General features: G+C 66.8%; 18 protein-coding genes. 10 read left to right on the top strand and 8 right to left on the bottom strand.

Annotated elements, in window-relative coordinates:
- The first annotated feature begins 160 nt into the window (after positions 1 to 160).
- Positions 161 to 1,096, top strand: a complete 936-nt coding sequence (locus O9281_RS00145; RefSeq protein WP_298181645.1) for a formylglycine-generating enzyme family protein — start codon at positions 161 to 163, stop codon at positions 1,094 to 1,096.
- Here O9281_RS00145 and O9281_RS00140 read toward each other — a convergent pair.
- The gene (locus O9281_RS00140) at positions 1,093 to 2,415 is read right to left on the bottom strand and encodes an acyl-CoA dehydrogenase family protein (protein WP_298181469.1); all 1,323 of its coding nucleotides are present in this window, start codon (positions 2,413 to 2,415) and stop codon (positions 1,093 to 1,095) included. The genes O9281_RS00145 and O9281_RS00140 overlap by 4 nt on opposite strands.
- A 270-nt stretch (positions 2,416 to 2,685) precedes the next feature.
- On the opposite strand from O9281_RS00140, the gene O9281_RS00135 reads away from it, so the two are divergent.
- The gene (locus tag O9281_RS00135; RefSeq protein WP_298181467.1) at positions 2,686 to 4,338 is read left to right on the top strand and encodes a class I adenylate-forming enzyme family protein; all 1,653 of its coding nucleotides are present in this window, start codon (positions 2,686 to 2,688) and stop codon (positions 4,336 to 4,338) included.
- On the opposite strand, the gene O9281_RS00130 is transcribed toward O9281_RS00135, so the two are convergent.
- The 6 genes from O9281_RS00130 to O9281_RS00105 form a co-directional block, all read right to left on the bottom strand.
- Entirely contained in the window at positions 4,299 to 5,312 is a 1,014-nt protein-coding gene (locus O9281_RS00130) for a HupE/UreJ family protein (protein WP_298181465.1), read from the bottom strand. The two genes, O9281_RS00135 and O9281_RS00130, sit on opposite strands and share 40 nt — an antisense overlap.
- The gene (locus tag O9281_RS00125; protein WP_298181463.1) at positions 5,309 to 6,145 is read right to left on the bottom strand and encodes a peptidylprolyl isomerase; all 837 of its coding nucleotides are present in this window, start codon (positions 6,143 to 6,145) and stop codon (positions 5,309 to 5,311) included. Before O9281_RS00125 ends, O9281_RS00130 begins: the two co-directional genes overlap by 4 nt.
- 13 nt (positions 6,146 to 6,158) lie before the next feature.
- Positions 6,159 to 8,066 carry a DUF3604 domain-containing protein gene (locus O9281_RS00120; protein WP_298181461.1) on the bottom strand — a complete coding sequence of 636 codons (1,908 nt, stop codon included), beginning with the start codon at positions 8,064 to 8,066 and terminating at the stop codon, positions 6,159 to 6,161.
- A 37-nt stretch (positions 8,067 to 8,103) separates the two neighbouring features.
- The gene (locus O9281_RS00115; protein ID WP_298181459.1) at positions 8,104 to 8,997 is read right to left on the bottom strand and encodes a crotonase/enoyl-CoA hydratase family protein; all 894 of its coding nucleotides are present in this window, start codon (positions 8,995 to 8,997) and stop codon (positions 8,104 to 8,106) included.
- A gap of 8 nt (positions 8,998 to 9,005) precedes the next feature.
- Positions 9,006 to 10,880, bottom strand: a complete 1,875-nt coding sequence (locus O9281_RS00110) for an alkyl sulfatase dimerization domain-containing protein (RefSeq protein ID WP_298181457.1) — start codon at positions 10,878 to 10,880, stop codon at positions 9,006 to 9,008.
- 63 nt (positions 10,881 to 10,943) lie between these two features.
- Complete coding sequence (locus tag O9281_RS00105; RefSeq protein ID WP_298181455.1) at positions 10,944 to 11,681, bottom strand: TetR/AcrR family transcriptional regulator; 738 nt, start codon at positions 11,679 to 11,681, stop codon at positions 10,944 to 10,946.
- Positions 11,682 to 12,039: 358 nt separating this feature from the next.
- Between O9281_RS00105 and O9281_RS00100 the strand changes: the two genes are divergently transcribed.
- The 5 genes from O9281_RS00100 to O9281_RS00080 all read left to right on the top strand — a co-directional run bounded on the left by O9281_RS00100 (position 12,040) and on the right by O9281_RS00080 (position 19,704).
- Positions 12,040 to 14,376, top strand: coding sequence for a TonB-dependent receptor (locus O9281_RS00100; protein ID WP_298181453.1), 2,337 nt, complete (start codon positions 12,040 to 12,042; stop codon positions 14,374 to 14,376).
- A 94-nt stretch (positions 14,377 to 14,470) separates the two neighbouring features.
- Positions 14,471 to 15,262 (top strand): SDR family oxidoreductase, encoded by a 792-nt coding sequence (locus tag O9281_RS00095; protein WP_298181452.1) that lies wholly within the window; start codon positions 14,471 to 14,473, stop codon positions 15,260 to 15,262.
- Between the two features lies 1 nt (position 15,263).
- Positions 15,264 to 16,724, top strand: a complete 1,461-nt coding sequence (locus tag O9281_RS00090; protein WP_298181450.1) for an MFS transporter — start codon at positions 15,264 to 15,266, stop codon at positions 16,722 to 16,724.
- Positions 16,725 to 16,738: 14 nt separating this feature from the next.
- Positions 16,739 to 18,286: a sulfatase-like hydrolase/transferase gene (locus tag O9281_RS00085; protein WP_298181448.1), complete on the top strand. Its 1,548-nt coding sequence runs from the start codon at positions 16,739 to 16,741 to the stop codon at positions 18,284 to 18,286.
- Positions 18,283 to 19,704 (top strand): sulfatase-like hydrolase/transferase, encoded by a 1,422-nt coding sequence (locus O9281_RS00080; protein WP_298181446.1) that lies wholly within the window; start codon positions 18,283 to 18,285, stop codon positions 19,702 to 19,704. The genes O9281_RS00085 and O9281_RS00080 overlap by 4 nt, the downstream gene beginning before the upstream one ends.
- 12 nt (positions 19,705 to 19,716) lie before the next feature.
- On the opposite strand, the gene O9281_RS00075 is transcribed toward O9281_RS00080, so the two are convergent.
- On the bottom strand, positions 19,717 to 21,243 hold the full coding sequence (locus O9281_RS00075) for an arylsulfatase (RefSeq protein ID WP_298181444.1): 1,527 nt from the start codon (positions 21,241 to 21,243) through the stop codon (positions 19,717 to 19,719).
- 116 nt (positions 21,244 to 21,359) lie between these two features.
- Here O9281_RS00075 and O9281_RS00070 point away from each other — a divergent pair, with 116 nt between their 5' ends.
- Genes O9281_RS00070 through O9281_RS00060 form a run of 3 tightly spaced genes read left to right on the top strand, consistent with a single transcriptional unit; the run spans position 21,360 to position 24,318 of the window.
- Positions 21,360 to 21,788 carry a helix-turn-helix transcriptional regulator gene (locus O9281_RS00070; protein ID WP_298181442.1) on the top strand — a complete coding sequence of 143 codons (429 nt, stop codon included), beginning with the start codon at positions 21,360 to 21,362 and terminating at the stop codon, positions 21,786 to 21,788.
- Positions 21,775 to 23,052, top strand: a complete 1,278-nt coding sequence (locus O9281_RS00065; RefSeq protein ID WP_298181441.1) for an aminotransferase class III-fold pyridoxal phosphate-dependent enzyme — start codon at positions 21,775 to 21,777, stop codon at positions 23,050 to 23,052. The genes O9281_RS00070 and O9281_RS00065 overlap by 14 nt, the downstream gene beginning before the upstream one ends.
- Before the next feature lie 18 nt (positions 23,053 to 23,070).
- Positions 23,071 to 24,318, top strand: coding sequence for an aminotransferase class III-fold pyridoxal phosphate-dependent enzyme (locus tag O9281_RS00060; RefSeq protein WP_298181440.1), 1,248 nt, complete (start codon positions 23,071 to 23,073; stop codon positions 24,316 to 24,318).
- Positions 24,319 to 24,360: the final 42 nt, after the last annotated feature.

Below are 24,360 nucleotides of genomic sequence, written 5' to 3'. Positions count from 1 at the left end.
CGTGGGAGACAGGGCTATCGCCCGGATCGCGCTTTCACAAGCGGGAACAGGCGGCCTTGCCCACATTGCCGGGATGGTGAATGGTGCGGCCACGTCGGCCGCAGCGGCGGCGTACCGGGCCAGAGGAACCATGACCGCCGATCACGCCGATCCAGCCGGAATGCGGTTTATCCCCGGCGGCACCTTCACCATGGGTTCGGAAGCCTTCTATCCGGAAGAGCGCCCGCTGCGCCGGGTGAAGGTGGATGGCTTCTGGATCGATGAAACCCCGGTCACCAACCGGGAATTCGCGCGCTTTGTCGCGGCGACCGGCCATGTCACCCTGGCCGAGATCGCGCCCGATCCGAAGGACTATCCGGGGATGCTGCCCGAATATGCCCAGCCCGGATCGCTGGTCTTCACCAAGACGGCCGGGCCGGTCCCGCTGGCCGAGTATCACCACTGGTGGCGCTTCACCCCGGGGGCGGACTGGCGTCACCCGCTGGGGCCAGACAGCGACCTCGACAGTCTCGAGCTCTGGGACCATCCGGTGGTCCAGGTCGCCTGGGCCGATGCCGAGGCCTATGCGAAGTGGGTCGGCAAGGACCTGCCGACCGAGGCCGAGCACGAATTTGCCGCACGCGGCGGGCTGGAAGGCAAGGAGTTCGCCTGGGGTGACGAACTTGCGCCCGAGGGCAAGATGCTGGCCAATTACTGGCAGGGGCTGTTCCCTTTTGCCAACACGCGCGAGGATGGCTGGGAGCGGACCTCGCCAGTGCGCAGCTTCCCGCCCAATGGCCACGGGCTTTACGACATGGTCGGCAATGTCTGGGAATGGACAGCCGACTGGTGGAGCGAACATCCTGCCGCGCCGAAGAAGAAGCATGGCCAGGCCTGCTGCGCGATCAGCAATCCGCGCGGCGGCAAGCTGCGTGACAGCTTCGATCCGGCCCAGCCGGAGATCCGGATCGGGCGCAAGGTGCTGAAAGGCGGATCGCACCTATGCGCGCTGAACCATTGCCAGCGGTTCCGCCCGGCGGCGCGTCACCCGGAAATGATCGACACCGCCACCAGCCACATCGGCTTTCGCTGCGTCCGGCGCGTGCCCGCAGGCTAGTTGCGGAACACCGCCGCGATCGAGGGATCGGCCGCGGTATCGCGCACCACGTTCAGCTCGTTGCGGCCCACCACCATGTGGTGCACCTCGTCGGGGCCATCGGCGATCCGCAGGGTGCGCGACTTGGTATAGAGCGCGGCCAGCGGGGTCTTCTGCGAGACGCCCAGCGCGCCGTACATCTGGATCGCCTGATCGATGATGTCGCAGACCCGTTCGGGCACCAGTGCCTTGACCATGTGGATCCACACCCGCGCCTCGCGGTTGCCCAGCACGTCCATCGCCTTGGCCGCCTTCAGCACCATCAGCCGCATCGATTCGATCTCGATCCGGGCGCGGCTGATCTTCTCGATATTGCCGCCCAGCTGGATGATCGGCTTGCCGAAGGCAACGCGTTCGGTCCCGCGCTGCACCATCAGGTCCAGCGCCTTCTCGGCCCGGCCAATCGCGCGCATGCAGTGGTGGATCCGGCCCGGCCCCAGCCGCAGCTGCGAAATCTCGAACCCGCGCCCTTCGCCCAGCAGCATGTTCTCTTTGGGCACTCGCACGTTCTCGAACACGATGTGCATATGGCCGTGCGGGGCATCGGGATCGCCGAACACGTTCATCGGCCCGACCACGGTGACGCCCGGCGTGTCCATCGGCACCAGGATCTGCGATTGCTGGCGGTTGGTGGGCGCATCGGGATTGGTCTGGACCATCACGATCATGATCTTGCAGCGCGGATCGCCCGCGCCCGAGATATAGTGCTTCTCGCCATTGATGACGTATTCGTTGCCCTGCAGCACGGCTTGGCAGCGGATGTTCTTGGCATCGGACGAGGCCATGTCGGGCTCGGTCATGGCGAAAGCGGAGCGGATCTTGCCTTCCAGCAGCGGCTTCAGCCACTGTTCCTTCTGTGCAGGTGTGCCGACCCGTTCCAGCACTTCCATGTTGCCGGTATCGGGCGCGCTGCAGTTCATCACCTGCGAGGCCAGCTCGTTCTTGCCGAGTTCGAAGGCGATGTAGGCATAGTCGAGGTTGGACAGCCCCTCGCCGGTTTCGGCATTGGGCAGGAAGAAGTTCCACAGGCCAGCGGCCTTGGCCTTGTCCTTGGCCGCTTCCAGCACTTCAAGCTGGCCCGGGGCATATTGCCAGGGATCGGGGCGCCCGGCGCCAAGGCGGTGGAATTCCACGCTCATCGGCTCCACCACGTCGCGGACGAAATCGCGGACCTTCTCATAAAGCGGGATGGCGGCTTCCGACATCCGCAGATCGTTCAGCGGATCGCGCGGATTGAAGCCGAAGCCCGAAGGCGAGGGAGTGGATGAGTGGTCTGCCATGGCCGTTTCCCGTAAGGTGGAGGTGAGACTCCGGATGTTACACGCTGCACCCATGGGATGCATGATCGATCTGGTCCAGCATGCGACCCTGGCGGGCGCAATTGGAAATTCCGGCGGCCAGTTACCGCAACAACATTGCCAACAGCAAATCCGGCTCTTGCTATTTGATACCATATGGTATCATTTTGCCGGTGGGGCAAGACGGGATGTGCGGCGGTGGGCAATCCGATCAGCAAAATTGAGGCAATTCGCCAGCTTGCGGGGCCGGGCATGCCGCTGGAAATCGTCTGGCAGGAGATTGCCGGACGCCGCCAGCGGGTGTTCCGCAACGCGCCGGCCAGCCTGCGCGAGATCTATGCCGGGGCGGTCAGCGACCAGCCCTTCATCGTCTTTGGCGACAGCCGCCTGACCTTTGCCGAAAGCTGGCAGCAGACCAGCGCCTTCGCCGCCGCGCTGGTTGACCGGTTCGGCGTGGCTGCGGGTGACCGGGTGGCGATCTCGCTGCGCAATTACCCGGAATGGATGATCGCGTTCCAGGCGATCACCGCCATCGGGGCGGTGGCCGTTGCCGCCAATTCCCACTGGCCGGCCGACGAGCTGGCCCACGCCGTGCGCGATACCGAGCCGCGCGTGCTGATTGTCGATGCGGAGCGGTTGGCCGGCTGGCAGGCGGCGGGTGCGCCGGTGCCGGTGCCGCTGGTGGCGGTGCGCACCCCGGCAGAACGGCGCGGCACGGCGCTGGCCTTCGATGACCTGATCGCGGCCTATCGCGCTGCGCCCATGCCGGAGCAGGCCCCCGCCAGCGACGATCTTGCCACGATCCTCTATACTTCGGGTTCGACCGGCCATCCCAAAGGCGTGCCATCGACCCATCGCAACATCATCAGCGCGCTGCTGTCATGGGAACTCGATACCCAGGTCGCCAACCTGCGCGCCGGGGTGACACCAGGGCCGACGGCCCAGGCGGCGCTGCTCGCGATCCCGCTGTTCCACGTCACCGGGCTGCACGCGGTCTACCTCAGCTCGTTCCGGGCGCAGCGCAAGCTGGTGAGCATGCACAAGTGGGACCCGGCCGAAGCGATCGCCCTGATCGAGCGCGAGGGGATTACCCATGTCAACGCGCCGTCTGCCGTTACCGGTGACCTGCTGAACGAAGCGCAGCGCCGCGGGATCGGCCTGCCGGGCTTGCAGGTGCTGGGTGGCGGCGGGGCGGCCCGCGCGCCGGAGCAGGTGCGGGCTATTGCCAGCCAGCTGGCGGGGGCCATGCCGGTGACCGGCTGGGGCATGACCGAAACCAATGCCATCGGCACCGGCATCCGGGGGCAGGACTATGTCGATCACGCCGATACGGTCGGCCAGGTCTCCGCCGTGCTCGACCTGCGCGTGGTCGATGAGGCGGGCCGCGAACTGCCGTCCGGCGAACCGGGCGAGCTGCAGGTGCGCGGCACATCGGTGGTGCGCAGCTATTGGCGGCGGCCGGACGCCGATGCCGAGGCCTTTGATGGCGAATGGTTCCGCACCGGGGACCAGGCCACGATTGACGCCAATGGCTATGTCCGGATCGTCGACCGGCTGAAGGACCTGATCATCCGCGGCGGCGAGAACATCGGTTGCGGCAAGATCGAGGCCGCGCTGCTGGAACACCCGGCGGTGCGCGAGGCGACCGTGTTCGGTATACCCGACGAACGGCTGGGCGAAGAAGTGGCCGCCTGCCTGTTCCTGGCCGCGCCGGTTGAACGGGATGAACTGGTGGCCTTCGTCAAAGGCAAGCTCGCGCCCTTCGAACTACCGCGCCGGATCGAGTTCTGGCCCGAACCCTTCCCGCGCACGGCTTCCGGCAAGCTCCTCAAGCGCGAGGTCCGCGCGGCGCTGCTGGCCGCCGATCAGGCCAGCGCCGACCAGGTCCGCTCGATCAGCCAGTAGCCGGCCAGGCCGCCGATCGCATTGGTCATCAGCGCCGGACCGCGTTGTACCAGCGCTTCGCCCCAGCGCCGCTGTGGCAGGAAGCGCAGGGCGAGCGAAGCCAGCCCGAGCATGGTCATGATAAAGGCCAGTTGCCCCAGCTCGACGCCGATGTTGAACAGCAGCAGCGCTTCTGGAACGGCATCGGCGGGCAAGCCGATGCTGGCCAGGGCGCTGGCAAAGCCCATGCCGTGGAGCAGGCCGAAGGCGAAAGCCACCAGCCAGGGATAGCGGCGGGTCAGCGTCGACCGGTCCGTCGTCGTGGTGACCAACTCGACAGCGAGGAAGACGATGCTGAGCGCGATCAGTGCTTCGAGCGCGCCGGTATCGAGCGAGACATAGCCGAACACGGTGAGGCCGAGCGTCAGGCTGTGGGCAATCGTGAAGGCGGTGATCACCTTGACGATCTGCCAGCCCCGGCCAACCAGCATCAGCAGCGCCAGCACGAACAGCAGGTGATCGAAGCCCAAGAGGATATGCTCCACCCCCAGTACGAGGTAGCCCGGCAACGCGACCCCGGCGGGCTCGGAGAAATCGAGCACCAGCCGGGGTGAGGATGGCCGCAGGGTCCAGTCGAAACTGCGCCCGTCGGCCAGCTTCACCCGCACCAGGGTTTCAGTGACGCTCTGGGCCAGGCCATCGATTTCCAGCGTCTGCCCTTCGAGCGGCGCCCCCCCGCGCACTTTCCAGCGATAGGTGGCAAAGCCGGGGCCAGGCTGGATTGACGGCTTCTGCTCCAGCGCCCCACCCGACAGGCGCGGATTCAGCCGCAGCGCCAGGTCGCCCACCACCGGACGTTTCCAGACAACGTCATAATCGCCGGGGGCCAGCTCCTCGATCTGGACCAGTGCCGGGCGAACCTCGTGCGCCAGCGCGGATGATGCGCCCAGCGCCATGGCCAGGAGGATCAGGAGAGAACGGAGCGCAGCGATCACTTGGGCAGCCCGGCCACTTCGATCCGATAGCCCCGCCGCAGCTCGGCCAGCTGCTCACGCAGGGCGACGGCGCGTCGCTCCTCGATCCAGGCGATCCGGACCTCGTCCCGCACATCGGCCAGCGGCGGCACCTTGCGGCCCTGGCGGCTTTCCACCCGGATCAGGTGCAGGCCAAAGCCGGATTCGACCGGGCCGGTCCATTGCCCGACGGGCGCAGCGGCGACCGCTTTTGCAAAGGCCTCGCCATAATCGCGTTCCAGCGTCTCGATCGTGACGTCCGCATAGCTCAGCGGCAGCATCGAAGGGTCGCCGGTCGCGCGCCCGCCTGCCCGCAACACCCGCAGCGCATCGCTGGCGGCGACGGGTGGGCTGGTCTCGGTGCGGTCATCGCTGAAGAAGACATGGCGCAAGGCCACCCGTTCCGGCGCGGCATAGCGGGCCTGGTTGGCCTGATAGTACGCGGCCAGTTCCGCCTCGCTCGGCTCCGGGATTTCGACCGTGTCCTCGCTGGCGAAAGCCATCTTCTGCGCCAGCCGCCGCCGGATGATCATGTCATCGCTATCCAGCCCGAGCCGCTTGGCCTCTTCGGCCAGCACTTCCTCATCGACCCGTTCGTTGATTATCGCCTTCAGCTCCTCGCGGTCAGGCTCGCGGTGGCTCTGCTGGCGCCAGTAGGAGACGAGCTGCTCGATCTCGGCGGCGTCGATGGTGATGGTCGGGCGCTGTTCGGCGCGGACCAGGCTGATCCCGGCGAACAGCACGGCCCCGATCACCAGGAAACGCATCAGCGGTTCGTGCAGCGCCCATTCCGCTGCCGCTTTCAACTTTGCCAAGCGTCAGGTCTCCTCAGCGCAGCGGCTCATACCAGATCGGCGATGACCAGGCGCGCTCCATGACCAGTGCCTCGCTGTTGGGATTGGGCGGCGTGCCGTTGCGCAGCGCGTCCCAGGTCGACCAGCGGCACGAGGGGTTTTCCAGCACGCGCACGTAATAGAACGCGCGCTGCTTGGGATCGAAGCCCGGATCGCGCCAGACCGTGCGCAGTTCGACATCGCCCTTGAACTTGTCCGCCTCGCAGGTCGCCATGTTGACGCTGGCGCCATTGGCCGGACAGCGGTTGGTGCGCGGGTCGACCTTGAGGCCATCGGAGCAGGCCACGTCGAACACCTGTTCGCGCGCCTGGCCGTTTTCCACCCAGCCCTTCACGATCTGGGCGCGCTGGAGATAGCCGCTGCGCGGGTCGCGCACCGCCCAGACCACGAAGCTGGGCGCGCGGCCCTTGGCCGACAGCAGGTCGCTGCCCATCGGCACGGCCTTGGCATAGGCCTGTCGCACCGCATCGACGCGGTCGAACAGGTCGGCGGGCAGATCGTAACCGGCAAAGAACCGCACCTTGATCCGCGGGCCGCTGGTGGCGAAGGTTTCCTTGCGGCGGAAAGCGGCATAGATCGCATCGCGGGTGTTCTGCTCGGCCCAGACCCCGACCAGCCCCGATGCGCCCCACGATCGGCTGCGCTTGGTGGCCACATACATTTCGGGCGTCATCCCGCTCCAGTCCTTCTTGCCGCCCGGCGGGATCGAACCGCGGATTTCCGGCGTGCTGTCCGACAGGCCGGTCTTGGCGAAATAGTTCGGCTCTTCGACCGTGCCGGGCGAGGCATTGTGCGTGTCGGACGAGCTGATGAAGCCGAACTTGAACGGGTTGAACCCGTCCTGCTCGCGCCGCAGGATCCCGTCAAGCAGCGCGCGGCGAACATAGCCACCGGCAAACTTCGTCACCGCCCGTTCGGTGCCGATATAGCTCTCCATCAGCTCGAAATTGGCCCATTCGTCATTGGGCGAAAGCGTCGGATGGGTTTCGGACGTGCCCTTGATCTGCGAGATTTCGACCAGCGGCTCGTTGCGGCTGCGCAGTTCGGCATAGGCCTTGTCCATCGACTTGCCGCTCAGCCGCACGCTGTCGAACATCAGCCCGTCGGACCCGTTCGAATTGTGCGGGATGGCAATGGCTTCCACCCCCTTGGCGCGCCAGCCGTCCATGGCCTTCCACAGGTCTTCGGGATCGGCCGAATCGTTGGCGGAGAACGGCGGCGCGACCCGCGCGCCCTTGAAAATCACGTTGCGGTGCAGGTTCCGGCCATCGGGGGCAGAGGTATATTCATAGCCGATGAAGGTGGTGAACTTGCCCGGCTGGTAATGGCGCGCGGCGGCATCGGTCACCACCTGCCAGGCGCGCGAGGCGATCTCCGGATCGTTGAATTCCACCGGCAGCTGGTTGGCCCGCCGCGCGGCGACATACTGGCCAAAGGCGGCACGCACCTTGGTCGGATCGCTGGTCATCAGCCCCTGGACAAACGGCACCTTGGAAATCGGGCTGTCCGGGTTTTCGGCCTCGCGCATCACGCCAAGGTATTCGGCGTGGTCGGTCACCGCCGCGAAATCGAGCGGCCCACCGGCCAGGCGGATCTGGTAACCACCGGCATGGCCGATCGCCTCACCCCGGGCAAAGCGATAGGCATCGTCGGGCGTGCGCCGGACATTGAAAATATAGGCATCGAACGACAGGTGCGTGTGCACGTGCAAGTCACCGAAATAGGCGTTGCGATCGGGGTTGAACCCCGGCACCCGCGCCGGCTCGGGCTTGGCGACCCGCGCGCTGGCAGCTTCCGCCGTGGCATCGCCGCCGCTCGCCGCCAGCAGCCCCAGCGCGCCGATCGCGCAGGCCCCCAGCAACATGATCCTGGCCTTGCTCATCGTCCCACTCCCCAGTTCACGAATTGCCTGTTCAAACCTAGCGATATTCGGGTTCTTCCCAGTCCGGCCACAGATCGGGCAATCCGGCTGAAACCTTGTCCGGGAAGACGGCCGGACGCTTTTCCAGAAAGGCCGAAATCCCCTCGCGCGCATCGGCCGAGGCGCCGCGCTGCCGCATCGAGCGGCTGTCGGCCCGGTGTGCTTCCATCGGGTGATCGGCCACCAGCCCGCGCCAGATCAGCTGGCGCGTGACCGCCAGCGACATGGGGGCCGAATGATCGATGAAATCGTGCGCCAGCGCGCGCGCCGCCGGGATCAGGTCGGCCGGTTCGTGCAGCGACTGGACCAGGCCGCGGCGATGGGCTTCCTCAGCGGCGAAGACCCGCCCCGAATAGGCCCATTCGAGCGCGGTCGGCGCACCGACCAGCCGGGGCAGAAACCATGACGAGGTGGCTTCCAGCGCGATCCCGCGCCGGGCGAAGACAAAGCCGAAGCGCGCGGTGGTGGAAGCGATGCGGATGTCCATCGGCAGGGTCATCGTTACCCCCACACCCACAGCCGCGCCGTTGAAGGCGGCGATCACCGGCTTCAGGCTCTGGAACACGCGCAGCGCCACGCGCCCGCCGCCATCGCGGCTGAGGTCGGCGGTATCGCCCGCCGCGCGGCGCTCGGCCTCGCGCTGGCCGGCATCGAAAGTGCTGCCCCCGGCCTTGAGGTCGGCCCCGGCGCAAAAGGCGCTGTCGCCCGATCCGGTGACGATCACCGCTTTCACCGCATCGTCGGCATCGGTCGCGTCGAAGGCCGCGATCAGTTCGATCGCCATCTTCGGATTGAACGCGTTCTTCCGGTCGGGCCGGTTCAGCGTGATCGTGGCAATGCCCTCGGTAACGTCCAGCAGCAGGGTTTCGAACTCGGCGGGCATGGCAGGCATTACTCCATTCAGGGGGCGGCTATCTCGAACCACAGGTCGAAGCGGTCGAGCATGGGCAGCAACTGGTCGAGCGCAGCGGTGCCCGGCCCGCTTGGCGGATCGCCGCTCAAGGGATCGCCCAGCACCAGGTCGATCAGGACTTCGCGCGACAGGGCCACTTCGGGGCAGTCCAGCCCGGCAGGCGCGGTGGCGGCGTGATGCAGCACGCCGTTTTCCAGCCACAGCGCGAACCGTTCGCCGGTATCGGCAAAGGCAATCGTCATCCCGAACCGCGCCCGCCCGGCCTGTTTGCCATTGAGGCGGACCGAAAGCGAATCGAGCAGGTCGTCGGCGTTCAGTGTCCGCAGCTGCCCGGCCGAGGCCTGGCGCGGCTTGTCCGCCGGGGGGCGCGGATTGCGCAGTTCAAGCGCGCCGGTGAGATAGAAGTCGCGCCATGGCCCGGATTCGGACTGGTAGCCCAGCTGCTCGAACACGTCGGCCTGCAGCTCGCGCGCGGCGGCGTTGCCCGGATCGGCGAAGACGAGGTGCTTCAGCACTTCGGCCGCCCAGCGATAGTCGCCCCGCGCCATCGCCGCGCCCGCATTGTCGAGGATCGCCTGCGCGCCGCCCGCCAGTTCGACATAGCGTTGCCCCGCTTGCTGCGGCGGGTGGGGGTTGAGGTTGGCCGGGTTGCCATCGAACCAGCCGAGATAGCGCTGATAGACCGCCTTCGCGTTGTGGCTGACCGTGCCGTAGTAATCGCGGGTGTACCATTCGTCGGCCAGGTCCGGCGGCAGGCGCAGCACCTCGGCGATTTCCAGCGGGGTCATCCCGTGGTTGGCCAGCCGCAGGGTCTGGTCGTGGATGTACTTGTAGAGATCGCGCTGCTTGTCGAGGAAGCGCATCCCCGCGTCCACGCCCCAGCGCGGCCAGTGGTGGCTGGCAAATAGTACGTCGGACTGGCCGGCAAACAGCTGCTTGGCTTCCTCGATGTAATGGCTCCAGCCCTTGGCATCGCGCACCTGGGCGCCGCGCGGGGTGTAGAGGTTGTGGAGGTTGCAGGTGCAGTTTTCCGCCATGCACAGCGCACGGTGCTCGGGGAACTGGAAGTTCATTTCGGCCGGGGCCTCGGTATCGGGCGTCACCTGGAAGACGATGTCCACCCCGTCGACCTTCAGCCGCTGACCGGTATGGGTGATGCTTTCGCTCGGCCCGACCAGTGCGACCTTCCCGCGCGAGGTGCCCTTGCCCAGCCCCGAATCGACATGGCCGCGCGCGTCGCGCGGCAGCAGCCCGCCGTACATGTAGGTGGCGCGCCGGCTCATCGCATTGCCCAGCAGCACGTTCTCGCTGACGGCGGCCTGCAGGAAGCCTTCGGGGGCGATGATCCGCAGCCCGTCGCGGATTTCCTCGGGCGTGGCGACGCCGAGGATGCCGCCGTAATGATCGACGTGGCTGTGGGTATAGATCACCGCCGTCACCGGCTTGTCGCCCAGATGCTGGCGCGCCAGGCGCAGCGCGGCGGCGGCCGGTTCGGCCGAGGTCAGCGGATCGATCACGATCAGTCCATCGCGCCCTTCGACAAAGGTCACGTTGGAAATGTCGAAGCCGCGGACCTGGTAAATCCCGTCGCAGACCTTGAAGAGGCCGTGGATCCAGTTGAGCTTGGCCTGGCGCCACAGGCTGGGATGGACCGTGTCGGGCCGCTCGCCTTCCAGGAAGGCGAAGGGTGCCTGGCTCCAGGCCTTGCCGACATCGGCATCGGGCAGGGTGGCGATGAAGCCCTGGCTGGCGAGGGCGAAATCGTGGCGATCATCGGCGGGCAGGGTGCCGGCAGCAGCTGCCTGCGCCGCGCTCGTTGCCGGGCTGGCTGGTTTGCGTCGGTCCTGGCCTTGCGTGCTCATCGCCAACCCCCGTCCTCGCCCGCCTGCGGCCCGCTTTCTGCCGAGGGGCCCGGCGCGGCCAGCCTAGCGCGGGCCGCTGCCTGCTTCAACCGTTATGTTTCCATCCGGTATCAAATCTCCGGACGCTACGCCTTCTGCCGTTTTCGGCGCATCGAGCTGATATGCCTCGCGCGAGCTCAGGTGATACTGGCGGGCAATCTGCCCCCACCAGCGCATCCGCGCCTCGTCATCCACGCCGTCGCGATTCTCGATCGCGGCGATCAGCGCATCCAGGAACGGGCCGGTCCACAGCCGGGCGGCATATTGGGCGCGCTCCCAGGCGCCCGGCGGCGCGCCGGGGGCGGGGACGAACAGCCGCTCCAGCGCATACTGGGTCACCGTGTCACTGACGATCCGCGCCCATTGGCCCTGATCCAGCCCGGCGCGGACATAGGCCAGCACCAGCAGATAGGGCTCGGGCCGCTGGCGGGCGATATTGGCCAGCACGATCACGCGGTTGCCATAGGTCTTGCCGCGCTGGGCATAGGCCGCGTGGAAGGTGGTCAGCACTTCATCGACAATCGCGTCAAGCAGCGCCTGCTTGGAGCGAAAAATACGGTAGAACAGCACTTTGGGCACACCGGCGCGGTCAGCGATGTCCTGCATGGTGGTCGAGCCGATGCCCTTTTCGAGAAGGACGCTGGCGGCGATGCGGATGTATTCCCCGCGCCGGGCGGCGACATCGACGCGCGGCTTGGAGCCAGGGCCGCCTCGGCGCGCCGGTTCAGTCTTGGCAGGCGGTCGTTTGGTCTTTGCCAGCAAGCCAGGCCTCCATCACTTCGGGCATCACTTCAGGCGACACTCAGGACAACAAGCGCGCAGGGATTCGCAAAAAGTGGAAGCGCATAGCCGCATTTCAGCATCCCGCCCCCGCTGTCAACCGCCCCCTCGTTGCGCGACCTGCCCCGGAAAACCGCGTCAAACCCGGGTTTGCCGGGCCAAAGCTGGCCCCGCCTGCCGTCAGTTCAAGAGTGGCCAGCGCGTCGCTTGACACCCCTGCGTAACAGGCATAGCTTGTTACCAAAGAGAAACATTCAAGTCGAGGAGGTTTTGCAGGCCCGGACCGGGCAAACTCGGACGGGCGGCATCAGTCGCAAAGCGTCAACAACGGGAGGGAATGATGAAGCGATTTCTTGCGAGTGCTTCGACGGTCGTGGTGGCGGCCATCCTGACAAGCGGCGTCGCCATGGCCCAGGAGGCCGAGACCAGATCCGACGGTCTCGCCGAGATCGTGGTGACCGCCCAGAAGCGCGCGGAAAACGTCCAGGACGTTCCGATCTCGATCACCGCCTTTTCGGGCGAGACGCTGGCGGCAGCCGGGATCGAGGATGTCCGCGACCTGCGCCGGATCACTCCCAACCTGAACTTCACCACGGCGGCGCAGACCGCCAATACCCGCATCCAGATCCGCGGCGTGGGCACCAGCGGCAACTCGGCGATCGAACCCAGCGTCGCCTCGTTCGTCGACGGGGTCTATATCCCCCGCATCGGTTCGCTGCTGGCGGGCCTCAACGACATTTCCTCGGTCGAAGTCCTGCGCGGGCCGCAGGGCACCCTGTTCGGCCGCAATGCCTCGATGGGCGCGGTCGTGCTGAACACCACCGAGCCCAAGGACGAATTCGAAGGCCGGATGCAGGGCTCCTATGGCAGCTACAACCGGGTCCGCCTGTCCGGCATCGTCAACATTCCGGTGTCCGATACGGCCGCCTTCCGCTTCTCCTCGGTCTATTACCGGGCCGACGGGGTTGGGCGGAACGAGCTCGACGGCAGCCGCATGGGCAAGGAGAACGGCTTCTCGATCCGCGGCGCCTTCCGCTGGGAACCCAACGAGCGGGTCAAATGGGTGCTGCGCGGCGATTTCGTCGACCTAGGCGGTGACGGCAACAATGTGCTGACCGTCGTGTCCAAGACCGTCACCCCCACCATCGCCGCCAACTGGCTGGCCCGCACCGATCCGGACGGGGCCGGTCCGCTGACCGGTTCGCTGCCGATCCTCGACGATACCTATAACTGGCGGGTCCGTCAGGACACCGGCGGGACGCTGGACGACAAGAACTGGGGCGTGGTCAGCGATCTCAACGTCGACCTGGGCGGTGATTTCGCGATGCGGATCATCAGCAGTTATCGCGACTGGCACAACTTCCAGTACCAGGAAAACACCGTCGCTATTCCGGGATCGCCCTATGGCCGACCCGGCGGGTTCGACAGCCAGTCGCACAGCGAGGAATTCCAGTTCATCTCGCCCGACGACATGCTGAACGGCCACCTCAAGTTCGTGGCCGGGATCTATTACTTCGAGGAAGATTACTGGATCAACGAAGGGCTGGACCTCAAGCCGCCCTATTGCAACGTGCTGATCCGCAACGCCCAGCCGACCCGCCTGGCGACCTGCCTCGCCCAGCAGCAGGTGCCGGGCACCCGGTTCAACTTCTTCCAGAACACCAAGTCGCTGGCCGGATACGGCGAAGCGACCCTAATGCTGGGTGACAAGTTCTCGATCACCGGCGGGATCCGGGCGACCAAGGACGAGAAGGTCGGCGACCTGAACTCGATCGTTTACAACACCACGATCACCCGCGCGAACGAGACCACCGCGCTGCGGCTCGATGCCTCGGCCACGACCTATCGCCTCAACGCCACCTACAAGCCGACCGAGGACATCATGGTCTTCGCCAGCTATGCCACGGGCTTCAAGTCGGGCGGGTTCGACTCCTCGCCGCCGACCACGGCGGCGGTCGGATCGGCCAACCGCACCTTCCTGCCCGAGCGGACCAAGAACTGGGAGCTTGGCGTCAAGTCGAGCCTGTTCGACCGCAAGCTGATCTTCAACGCCACGCTGTACCGCACCCGGATCGACGACCTGCAGTTCCGCACCTTTGACGGGCTGACCTTCCGCACCCGCAACAACGGCAAGGTCCAGCAGCAGGGCGTGGAAGTCGACATCGTCGCGCGGCCGGTCCCCGAGCTGACCCTGACGCTCGGCACGGCTTACCTCGATTCGAAGTATCTCGATTTCCGCGGTGCTCCCAACCTGCCCGCCTTTGGCGGTACGCAGGACCTGACTGGCACCCGCCTGCCCTTCTCGCCCAAGTGGCAGGGCGCGGCCTCGGCGGCTTACGAGGGGCGTCTCAATCAGGACCTGAAGTGGTCGCTTCGGGCCGATCTCAGCTTTGCCTCGGCATCCAATGTCGGCGCGCAGGGGGACAACAACCCCGACGCGATCCAGCCCGGCTATGCCTTGCTGGGGGCCCGGTTCGGGATCGGGGCCGAGGACGGCAACTGGGAAGTTGCCGTGGCCGGCCAGAACCTGACCAACAAGGCCTACTGCCTCAACATGGCGCCGCAGGTGCAGGATCAGCAGTTCCTGCTGCGCAATACGGTGACGGGCGGCACGGTGCTGCGCTGCACGCTCAACGAGCCGCGCCAGGTGAACATCGAGTTCACCAAGAAGTTCTGATCCGGGGAGCAATCCCCATGCCTGACCCGGCTTGCGCGGCGGCACAGCACCGCCCCGCAAGCCGGGCACCCCAAACAATGGACGCGCACGGGCCATGGACCTGAAAGACAAGGTTGCAGTCATCACCGGCGGTGCCAGCGGGATCGGCAAGGCGCTGGCCCGGCGGTTTCACCAGGCCGGCGCACGCGGGATCGTGATTGCCGATCTCGACCACGCCGGGGCCGAAGCCGTCGCGGCCGAAGTTGGCGGGATCGCCGTCCCGACCGATGTCAGCCGTGAAAGCGACCTGGCCGCCCTGGCCGAACAGGCCATTGGCAGGTTCGGGCGGATTGACCTGATGTGCTCGAACGCCGGGATCTCGATGCGCGATCCCGATCCGGATTTCGTTACCTCCGCATCCAACGCGCTGTGGCAACGCGGCTGGGAAATCAACGTGATGGCTCATGTCTATGCCGCCCGCGCGGTGTTGCCAGGGATGATCGCGCAGGGCGGGGGCTATTTCCTGCACACCGTTTCGGCGGCCGGGCTGCTGAGCCAGCCGGGCAGCCCCGGCTATGCCACGACCAAGCATGCAGCAATCGGCTTTGCCGAAGCGTTGGCGATCACCCACCGCCACCAGAACATTCGGGTGACCGTGCTCTGCCCGCAGGCGGTCGATACCCCGCTGCTCAAGGGCGCGACCGGCACCCAGAGCCTCGATGGCATCATCTCGCCCGAGGAGGTGGCCGAATCCGCGCTCGAGGCGATTGGCCAAGAGACCTTCCTGGCGCTGCCGCACCCCCAGGTGCTGACCTACATGCGCCGCAAGACCGACGATTACGACCGGTGGATCGCCGGCATGGCCCGGCTGCGCGACAAGGCTGCCGCTTCGAGACAGGGAGACTGACATGGCCGACACCTCCGCAACGCAAACCCCCGGTGCCAACATGGCCGGTGAGAGCGCGGAGGACCCCGAGAACGGCTATCGCACGCCGGGCTACCGCCGCTACGTGCTCAATGTCCTGCTGCTGATCTTCATCCTCAACTTCATGGACCGGACGCTGCTGGCCGTGGTGGCCCCGCAGATGAAGCCGGAACTGGGCATTTCCGACACGCAGTTCGGCCTGCTGACCGGTTTCGGCTTTGCCCTGTTCTTCACCGTGGTCGGCATTCCGCTGGCCCAGTTCGCCGAAACCCGCAACCGCGTGCAGATCATGGCGGTCTGCATCGCCGGCTGGTCGCTGATGACCGCGGCCTGCGGGCTCAGCACCGAGATCACCATCGGTTCAATCACCATCGGGGTGTTCTGGGTCCTGCTGGTCTTCCGCATGGGCGTGGGCGTGGGCGAAGCGGGCTGCGTGCCGCAGGCCAATTCGCTGATCTCCGATTACTTCCCACCCAAGGCCCGACCCGCTGCGCTGGGCTATTTCGGCATGGGCGTGACGCTGGGCACGATGTTCGCCAATGTCATCGGTGGCCCGATCACCGATGCCTTTGGCTGGCGCTGGGCCTTCATCATCCTCGGACTGCCCGGCATCGCCGTGGCCCTGCTGCTCAAACGGACCGTTGAAGAGCCGCCGCGCGGCTATTCCGATCCCAAGGGCACCACCCGGCGGGAGAAGGTTCGCTTCTCCGACGGCCTGCGCGAGATCATGAGCAAGCGCTCGTTCTGGAGCATGACCGCGGCTGCCACCATCGCCGCCTTCTGCGGCTATGCTGTCTCTTCGTTCCAGTCGCTGTTCGTCAACCGCACCTTCGGCCTGACCGCCGGCGAGGCGGCGCTCTACATCAACGTGCCGGTGGCGATCGCCTCGTCGCTGGGCGCGGCGGGCACGGGCTGGCTGGCGACGCGCCTCGCCTCGCGCAGCATCACGGCGATCGCCTGGCTGCCGGGGATCGGGATGATCGTCTGCGTCCCGTTCTATATCTGGGCCTTTTCGACGAATAACCTGTGGTACGCACTGGCCGGCCTGTGCCTGGGCGGGCTGTCGAAATACGGCTACCTCGCGGCGCAATACTCGATCGGCCAGGGCGTGGTTTCCAGCCAGACCCGCGCGCTGGCGACAGCCGTGATGCTGTTCGTGATCAACCTCGTGGGTTATGGTTTCGGCCCGCTGTTCATCGGCGTGCTCAGCGATTTCCTGTTCACTTCGCAGGTCGCCGCGCTCGGCGCGCCGGAATTGACCCGCCAGGCCTGCGAAGGGGCTGGCCTGGCCGCCCTGCCCCAGCATCTGCGCACGGTCTGCGGGATCGCCCATCCGGAGAGCCTGCAGGATTCGTTGCTGATCACTTCGTGCATCTATGCCTTCGGCGGGCTGCTGTTCCTGCTGACTGCCCGCTGGCTCGATCGTGACCTTGTCGCCCGGTGAAGGGAGCCTTGCCGATGCGCCGCCTGCTCAAATCGTCGCTGCTGGCCATGACGGTGGCAGCAACCGCGCTGCCCGCTGGAGCTGCCGCCAAGCCCAGGGATGCCCGTCCCAACGTGATCGTGATCATCGCCGATGACCTGGGCTATGGCGATACCGGCGCCTATGGCAGCCCGATCGTGCGCACGCCCAACATCGATGCCCTGGCGCGCGATGGGGTCCGCTTTACCCAGGCCTATGCCACCCACCCGGTCTGTTCCCCCTCGCGCGCGGCGCTGATGGCCGGGCGGGCCCAGACCCGCTTCGGCTATGAATTCAATCCTGCCGGGCGCGACCGGCTGAGGGGTGTTTCGCGAGCCGAACGGCTGCTGCCGCAGCTGATGCGCGACAAGGGCTATCAGACCGCGATCATCGGCAAGTGGCACCTTGGTCAGCCGACCGGCTATCATCCGCTCGACCGCGGGTTCGACAGCTTCTTCGGACTGCTGGGCGGGGCCACCTCGTTCATGACCCGCTATGGCCCCGGCGATGGCAGCTACATGCCCCCCGGCGCGGGCCTGTCATTCGGGCAGGCCGAAGGCATCACGGTCGATCCCGATGCCAGCGAGGAACAGGTCATGGCGCAATTGCGCCGCGGCTCGCCGATCCTGCGCGACCGGCAGGAAGTGGAGGTCAGCGACTATCTGACCGATGCCTTCACCACGGCGGCGGTGGACCTGATCGGGCAGAAACGGGATCGGCCGCTGTTCCTCTACCTGGCCCATCCGGCCCCGCACACGCCCTTGCAGGCGACGCGCAAGTACCTCGATCGCTATGCCCACTTCACCGATCCCGGCAAGCGGGTCTATGCGGCGATGGTGTCCGCGCTGGACGATTCGATCGGCGCGATCCGGGCCAAGCTGGTGGAAACCGGGCAGGCCGACAACACGCTGATCATCTTCACCTCTGACAATGGCTGCGCCCGCTATGTGCTGGGGGCCTGTACGAACGCGCCGCTCAGTGGGTTCAAGCGCGATCACCTGGAAGGCGGGATCCGCATTCCCTTCATCGCGGTCTGGCCGGGGCGGATCCCGAAGGGTGTCGTCAGCGACCAGGTGGTCTCGAACCTCGACATCATGCCGACGGCGGTAACCGGGGCACGGGGCCGGGTGCCGGCCACGGCCGAAGGGCTGGACCTGGTGCGGCTGATGGGCCGGGCGGCGCGCCAGCCGGTGCCGCGCACGCTTTACTGGCGCTCTGGCCCCAACTTCGCGATCCGCGATGGCAACTGGAAGCTGTGGATTGCCAACCGGCGCGATCCCTCCGCCCCGATCATGACCGAAACCGCACTGGTTCCCGATGGCACCCAGGCGACCGTTTCGGCGCTGGGGCAGCACGTCATGCTCTATGACCTGGCCACCGATCCGGGCGAGAAACGCAATGTTGCGGCGGCCCATCCGGACGTGGTCGCGCGGCTGCGGGCGCGGTTGGTGCGCTGGGATCGCGGCAATGTCGCACCGCAATGGACCAGCATGCGCCAGACCACGATGCGTTACGACAACCAGGACCTGATGGTGTACCCATGATCCGCTCAGCCCGCCTGCTCGCTGCCGGTTTGCTCGCCGCCAGTGCCGTGACCCCGGTGGCAGCAAGCGCCCGTCCGGCCGGGACTCCGCCCAATATCATCGTCATCCTCGCCGATGACCTGGGTTATGGCGATCTGGGCGTGCAGGGCGGCAAGGATGTCCGCACCCCCCGGATCGACCGGCTGGCCCGGCAGGGCGTGCGGATGACGCAGTTCTATTCCAGCGGTCCGGTCTGCGGCCCCAGCCGCGCGGCGCTGATGACCGGGCGCCAGCAGAACCGCTTCGGGTTCGAGAACAACCTGGGCCCCGAACAGCGCACCGATCCCACCGCCGGGCTGCCGCGCGACCTGCCGACCATTGCCGAGCGGCTGCGCGAACGCGGCTATGCCACCGGCATGATCGGCAAGTGGCATGTCGGCTTTACCGCGCCCAATACCCCGGTCGCGCGCGGGTTCGATACCTTCTATGGCTTCCTCGACGGGGCGATCGGCTACATTCCGACCAACACTCCGGCGGACCGCTTCATGCTGCGCGGCACCCAGACCGTGCCGCATCCCGCCCACACCACCGATGCCTTCGCCGACGAGGCGGTGGGTTTCGTGCGGCAGAACCGTGACAAGCCGTTCTTCCTTTATGTGCCGTTCAATGCGGTTCACGCCCCGCTGCAATCGATCGCGCCCTATCTCGACCAGTTCAGGCATGTCAGCGATCCGAAGCGGCGCACTTACCTGGCAATGCTCAGCGCCTTTGACAGCGCGGTCGGGCGGATCGTCGATGCGGTCGACCAGGCCGGGCTGGGGCGCGAGACGCTGATCGTCTTCACCAGCGACAATGGCGGGCCGACCTGGCAGACCACTGCGTCGAACGGGCCGCTCAACGGGGTCAAGGCGCTGTTGCTGGAAGGCGGGATCCGGGTGCCGACGATCCTGCGCTGGACCGGGCAATTGCCCGCCGGGCAGGTCTCGCGCCGGGTCGGCGTGGGGCATGACATTCCCTGTATGGCGATGGCGGTGGCGGGGGTGCCGGTCGATCCGACGCTCGACTGCGTCAACCTGCTGCCTGACCTGAAAGCGCGCCGTACCGGGTTCTCCGACCGGGCGCTCTACTGGCGCAGCAATATCCAGGGCGCGGCGCGGCAGGGGCAGTGGAAGTGGCTGCGGGTGGCGAACCAGAGCTACCTGTTCAACCTGGCGACCGATCCGGGCGAACGGCGCAACCTGGCCGGGCGCCATCCGCAGGTGGCGCAGCGGCTGCAGCAGCAATGGGAGGCCTGGAACGCGACGCTGCCCGCCCCGCGCTGGGCGCCGCTCAACCGCTCGGCCGGATCGGCTGAAGCGCTGCGCGACCTGGTCGACAATTATGTCCATGGCCGGCCGGTCAACCCCCGCCCGCTGCTCTATGGCGGCGGGCCGGAGTAGCCGGTGCGGCGTTCACGGACCTTTGGGTGGTCCGTCCTCCCCGGCCTGGAGGTTGGGGTACTGCTGAGTGCTATCGGTGTACCGTCTGAGTATGCGTCCAGTGATCGCGCCGACCCAGGTATGGGCCGTGTTGAGGTTCCAAAGTTCCTTCGGATCGTTCTCCAGATCGAACACCCAGGGATAGGTCAGGGTGTTGGTGTAACCGGTCACAACGGCCTGGCCGGGCGCCGCCACGGCATTGCGGGCGGGTTCATTGATCCGGAAATGTGTCTTGAAATTCCGCCACTTGATCGCGTGCAGATCGCCATTGTGGAAGAACATCAAGAAGTCCCGCGCCGATTTCTCGCTCTTGCCGAACAGGAAGTCGGTCTGGTCGATCGAATCGATCGCGCGGTCCTGCGGCACCTTGTCCGCCGCCCCCGCCAGCTGCGCGAAAGTGCGGTAGAAATCGAGCATGGCGACAATCTCGTTCGAGACCCGCCCCGGCTGGGTCCGGCCCGGCCAGCGCACGATCATCGGCACCCGGATTCCGCCCTCCAGCGAGCTGGGGAACTCGCCCCGGAACGGCCCGCTGTCGGACTGCGCGCCATAGTCGGTGCCGGGCCCCAGCATGGTTTCCGGGCCATTGTCGCTGGTGAAGATGACGATCGTATTGTCCTCGATCCCCGCCTCGCGCACGGCATCGATAATAGCCCCGGCATTGCCGTCGATCTCGGCCAGGATGTTCTGGTACTGCGATCGCCCCGGCTTCACATATCTCGGCGAGCCCACGGTCGGCGTGTGCGGATGGGTGAAGGGAATGTAGAGGAAAAACGGCTGATTGCTGCGGGCATTGGCCTTGATATAGGCGACCCCGCGCTCGGTGATCTCCTCGTCCAGCATCCGCCGTGTTTCAAGCGTATAGGCCTTGACCCGGCGCGGCGGCGCGCCCTTGCTCGCCTCCCAGATTCCGGTGTCGCGGGCCAGTGCGGGATCGTAACCCGGCTGGATCGTCCAGGCCGCCTCGTTGCTGCTGCGCGGGATGCCGTACCACACGTCGAAGCCCTGATTGGTCGGCATCCGGCCGGGTTCGGAGCCGAGGTGCCACTTGCCGAAGATAGCGGTCCGATATCCGCTGTCGGACAGCAGTTCGGCGATGGTGTATTCCCAGTTGGCGAGGCCATCGCGCGCGCCCCGGTTGTTGACGAAGCTGGTGCCGCTGCGCACCGGCATCCGCCCGGTCATCAGCGCCGAGCGGGTCGGGGTGCATTCCGGCTCGACGTTGAAATTGGTCAGCCGCAGTCCCTGCTGGGCCAGCCGGTCGAGGTTCGGCGTCGGCACCCCGCGCAGTACCCCGCCGCCATAGCTGCCCAGGTCCCCGTAACCGAAGTTGTCGACCATCATGAAGACGATGTTCGGTCGCTGGGCGGGCTTGGGCTGGTTGGCGGCAGCAGGTCCGGCCAGGGCCATGGCCACGGTCGATGCCAGGGCCAGCCATTTGCCCGCCAGGACTGGCTTCCTGGCCGCCGCTTGCCCCCTTCTCGCCCGCAATTTCGCCATCGCTGCTTTCCTCCCCTGTCGCTGCGCACCCCACGCCAGGGTCATGATTGGCAGGTTATCTCTCGGGGCCGACGCGGGCTTGATTTGACGCGACAGATGGTTGCGGCGGGCAGGTCATGACCGACTGCTTCCCCCTGCCGCGCGACACTGCGCGCCATGACCTGATCGCGACCGTACGGGTCTTGCTCGAGATGCTGATGCCGATGGGCGAGGCTAGCCTCGGTAGTGTGGCCCGCGCTCTGGGGATGCACCCGCGCACGCTCCAGCGCCGCCTGCATGCCCATGGCCTCAGCCTCTCCGACCTGCTCGACCAGCAACGCCGCGACCTCGCCGAACGCATCGTGCTGGAGCGGCGCATGTCGCTGACCGAGCTGGCGCTGACGCTCGGTTACTCCGAACAATCGGCCTTCAACCACGCCTTCGAACGCTGGTTTGGCGAAGCCCCGCGGCGCTGGGCCGCCCGCCATGGCGAGGGGCAGGGGCCGCCGCGGGTCATCCCGGCGTCGCGGATCGCAAGGGAAGGGGGGATCGATGTCTACCGATAGCAGGCTGCCCGGCATTGACGGGGCCAGCAACATCTCCGGCCCGCCGATCGACGGTCCGATCGGCCAGGCGCTATGGGCGCGCGCCGATGCCGTGCTGCCCGGCCGCGCCATGTTCATGACCCGCAGCGCGCGCTACGCCGGGCCCGGCGTGCAGCCCGGCTTCATCGACGAGGCGCAAGGGTGCCGCGTGCGCGATGCCGACGGGCGCTGGTACCTCGATCTCAACTGCGGCAATGGCCCCAACCTGCTCGGCTATCGCCATCCGGAGGTCGAGGCGGCGGCGCGCCGGCAGGCTGAACAGGGCGATCTGATGCCCTATTTCCCCTCGGCCATGGTCGATTTCTGCGAGCGCCTGCTGCGCTGGGGTCCGGGGTTCGACTGGGCCCTGCCAGTCAAGGCCGGATCGGACGCCACGGCGCTGGCCATGCGGATTGTCCGCGCCGCCCGCAATCGCGACAAGCTGGTGCTGTTCCGGCAGGCCTACCACGGCAACAATGCCGAGCAGTCGCTGCGGCATGAACGCCATCCGGCTGCCGCGCTCGACAATCTCTACCGGCTGGACTGGAACGATCCGGCCGGTCTCGATGCCTTCCCGGCCGAAGCCGCCGACCAGGTGGCAGCGATCATGCTCAATCCGATCGACCAGCCGTCAGGTGTTCCCGCCAGCGAGGCGAGCGCCGATTTCGTCGCAGCAGTGCACCGGTTCCGCGCGCGGACCGGGACGCTAGTGATCCTTGATGACGTGCGCTCGGGCTTTCGCTTGCACCCGCAGGGATCGCACCGGGCGATGGGGCTCGATCCCGACCTGCTGTGCCTGGGCAAGGCGCTCGGCAATGGCCATGCTGTCGGCGCGCTGCTGGGCAAGGAGCCGTTGCGCGCAGCGGCCTCGTCGATCCTTTACACCTCGACCTATATCTACAGCGCGGTCTGCTTCCGGGCGGCAATCGCGACGCTCGATGTCTATGAACGCGACGATGCCTTCGCGGTGATCCAGCGCGCGGCGGAGCGGTTGCGGGCCGGGGTGCTGGCGGCGGCGGGCCGACATGGGCTGGACCTGCGCTTTACCGGCCCGGCCACCCATCCCAACGTGCTGTTTGTCGAGGATCCCGGCTGCGCGCGGGGCGAGCGTTTTGCCTATGAGGCGGCCCGGCGCGGCCTGCTGTTCCACCCTCGCCTCGCCTGGTTCGTCAGCGCCGCGCATGACGATGCCGCGATCGACGAGGCCATTGCCATTGCCGATGCCGCCCTCGCGGCCAGTGCCTGATTTTTGACGAGGACCGCCATGTCATCAGCCCCCTTCCTCCCCGTTCCCGCCAAGCCACCCTACCCGACCCGCGAGGCGGCCGAGGAGGCCTATTCCCGCCATGTCTCGGCGGGGCACGTCTCGATCCTCAATTCGGTGCTCGGCTTTCACAACATCCACTATGGCAAGCGTGAGAACGGGCGGGTGCAGGATGTCTATTCCGGGCGCTGGTACTTCGATTGCCACCGCGGCGGATCGACCTTCAACCTCGGCCACCTCCACCCCGAACTGGTGCGGGTGGCCAAGGAGGCGCTGGACCATGTCGATGCCGGCAGCTTCAGCCAGGTCTCCGGCTATCGCGCCATGCTGGCCAGCAAGCTGGCTGAATCGACCGGCGGGGCGCTGACCGGTTCGATCTTCGGCTGCAATGGCGGCGATGCGATCGAGATCGCGGCCCATGCCGCGCGCTATTTCACCGGCCGGCACCGCTTCGTCGCGATCGAGACCGGCTCGTTCCACGGCCACAACGAATTCGGCCTGACGGTCAGCGCGATCAGCGGGGCCGAGCGCAAGCATTACGGCATCGCCGAAAACGGCACCATCTTCGTGCCCTTCAATGACCTGCCCGCCATGCGCGCGGCCCTGGCGCAGGAGGATGTGGCCGGGGTGATCATCGAGCCGACCCCGGCCCAGTCCGGGTTCCCCACCGCCGATCCCGACTATCTCAAAGGCGTGAAGGCCGCCTGCGAGGCAACCGGGACGCTGTTCATCCTCGATGAGGTCCAGACCGGGATGGGTAGCTGCGGCACCATGTGGAGCTATGAGAGCGACGGCTACACGCCGGACATCATCGCCTCGGGCAAGGGCCTTGGCGGCGGCATGTTCGCGATTTCGGCGGCGACCATGCGCGAGGATGTCTGGCGCAAGTTCACCGGGCGCGATTTCGCACCCCACGGTTCGACCTATGGCGGATCGGAACATGCCTGCATTGTTGCCACCCGCGCGCTGGAACTGACGCTTGATCCGGCCTTCCTCGCCCATGTGCGCAGGCTGGCGGCCTTGTTCGCCGATGGCTTTGCCGATGCGCCCTATCCGGTCAGCCAGCGCGGGCTGTGCCTGGGACTATGGACGGGCGACAGCCGCGGCGCCTCGGCCGCCTTGAGTGCAGCCGGGGTGCTGACCATCCCTTCGGGCGTAGCCCCGGTCCTGCCATTCCGCCCGGTGCTGACGATCTCGACCGACGAAGCGGCCGAGATCATCACGATTGTCCGCCGCACGCTGGGGTAGCGGCTGGCCGCGCCGGGCAAGGCTGGGGCTTTGACAGGCTTG

This window comes from Novosphingobium sp., from assembly GCF_027531025.1.
Classification (GTDB): domain Bacteria; phylum Pseudomonadota; class Alphaproteobacteria; order Sphingomonadales; family Sphingomonadaceae; genus Novosphingobium.
The sequence above is the reverse complement of the archived record's forward strand: the minus strand, read 5'-3'. Positions and strand labels throughout refer to the sequence as shown.

Bases quoted from the DNA above. Each gene is read 5' to 3' on its own strand.
- O9281_RS00145 (WP_298181645.1), top strand. From the start codon at position 161: ATGCGGTTTATCCCCGGCGGCACCTTCACCATGGGTTCGGAAGCCTTC.
- O9281_RS00140 (WP_298181469.1), bottom strand. From the start codon at position 2,415: ATGGCAGACCACTCATCCACTCCCTCGCCTTCGGGCTTCGGCTTCAAT.
- O9281_RS00135 (WP_298181467.1), top strand. From the start codon at position 2,686: ATGCCGCTGGAAATCGTCTGGCAGGAGATTGCCGGACGCCGCCAGCGG.
- O9281_RS00120 (WP_298181461.1), bottom strand. From the start codon at position 8,066: ATGAGCAAGGCCAGGATCATGTTGCTGGGGGCCTGCGCGATCGGCGCG.
- O9281_RS00115 (WP_298181459.1), bottom strand. From the start codon at position 8,997: ATGCCTGCCATGCCCGCCGAGTTCGAAACCCTGCTGCTGGACGTTACC.
- O9281_RS00110 (WP_298181457.1), bottom strand. From the start codon at position 10,880: ATGAGCACGCAAGGCCAGGACCGACGCAAACCAGCCAGCCCGGCAACG.
- O9281_RS00100 (WP_298181453.1), top strand. From the start codon at position 12,040: ATGAAGCGATTTCTTGCGAGTGCTTCGACGGTCGTGGTGGCGGCCATC.
- O9281_RS00095 (WP_298181452.1), top strand. From the start codon at position 14,471: ATGGACCTGAAAGACAAGGTTGCAGTCATCACCGGCGGTGCCAGCGGG.
- O9281_RS00090 (WP_298181450.1), top strand. From the start codon at position 15,264: ATGGCCGACACCTCCGCAACGCAAACCCCCGGTGCCAACATGGCCGGT.
- O9281_RS00085 (WP_298181448.1), top strand. From the start codon at position 16,739: ATGCGCCGCCTGCTCAAATCGTCGCTGCTGGCCATGACGGTGGCAGCA.
- O9281_RS00080 (WP_298181446.1), top strand. From the start codon at position 18,283: ATGATCCGCTCAGCCCGCCTGCTCGCTGCCGGTTTGCTCGCCGCCAGT.
- O9281_RS00075 (WP_298181444.1), bottom strand. From the start codon at position 21,243: ATGGCGAAATTGCGGGCGAGAAGGGGGCAAGCGGCGGCCAGGAAGCCA.
- O9281_RS00070 (WP_298181442.1), top strand. From the start codon at position 21,360: ATGACCGACTGCTTCCCCCTGCCGCGCGACACTGCGCGCCATGACCTG.
- O9281_RS00065 (WP_298181441.1), top strand. From the start codon at position 21,775: ATGTCTACCGATAGCAGGCTGCCCGGCATTGACGGGGCCAGCAACATC.
- O9281_RS00060 (WP_298181440.1), top strand. From the start codon at position 23,071: ATGTCATCAGCCCCCTTCCTCCCCGTTCCCGCCAAGCCACCCTACCCG.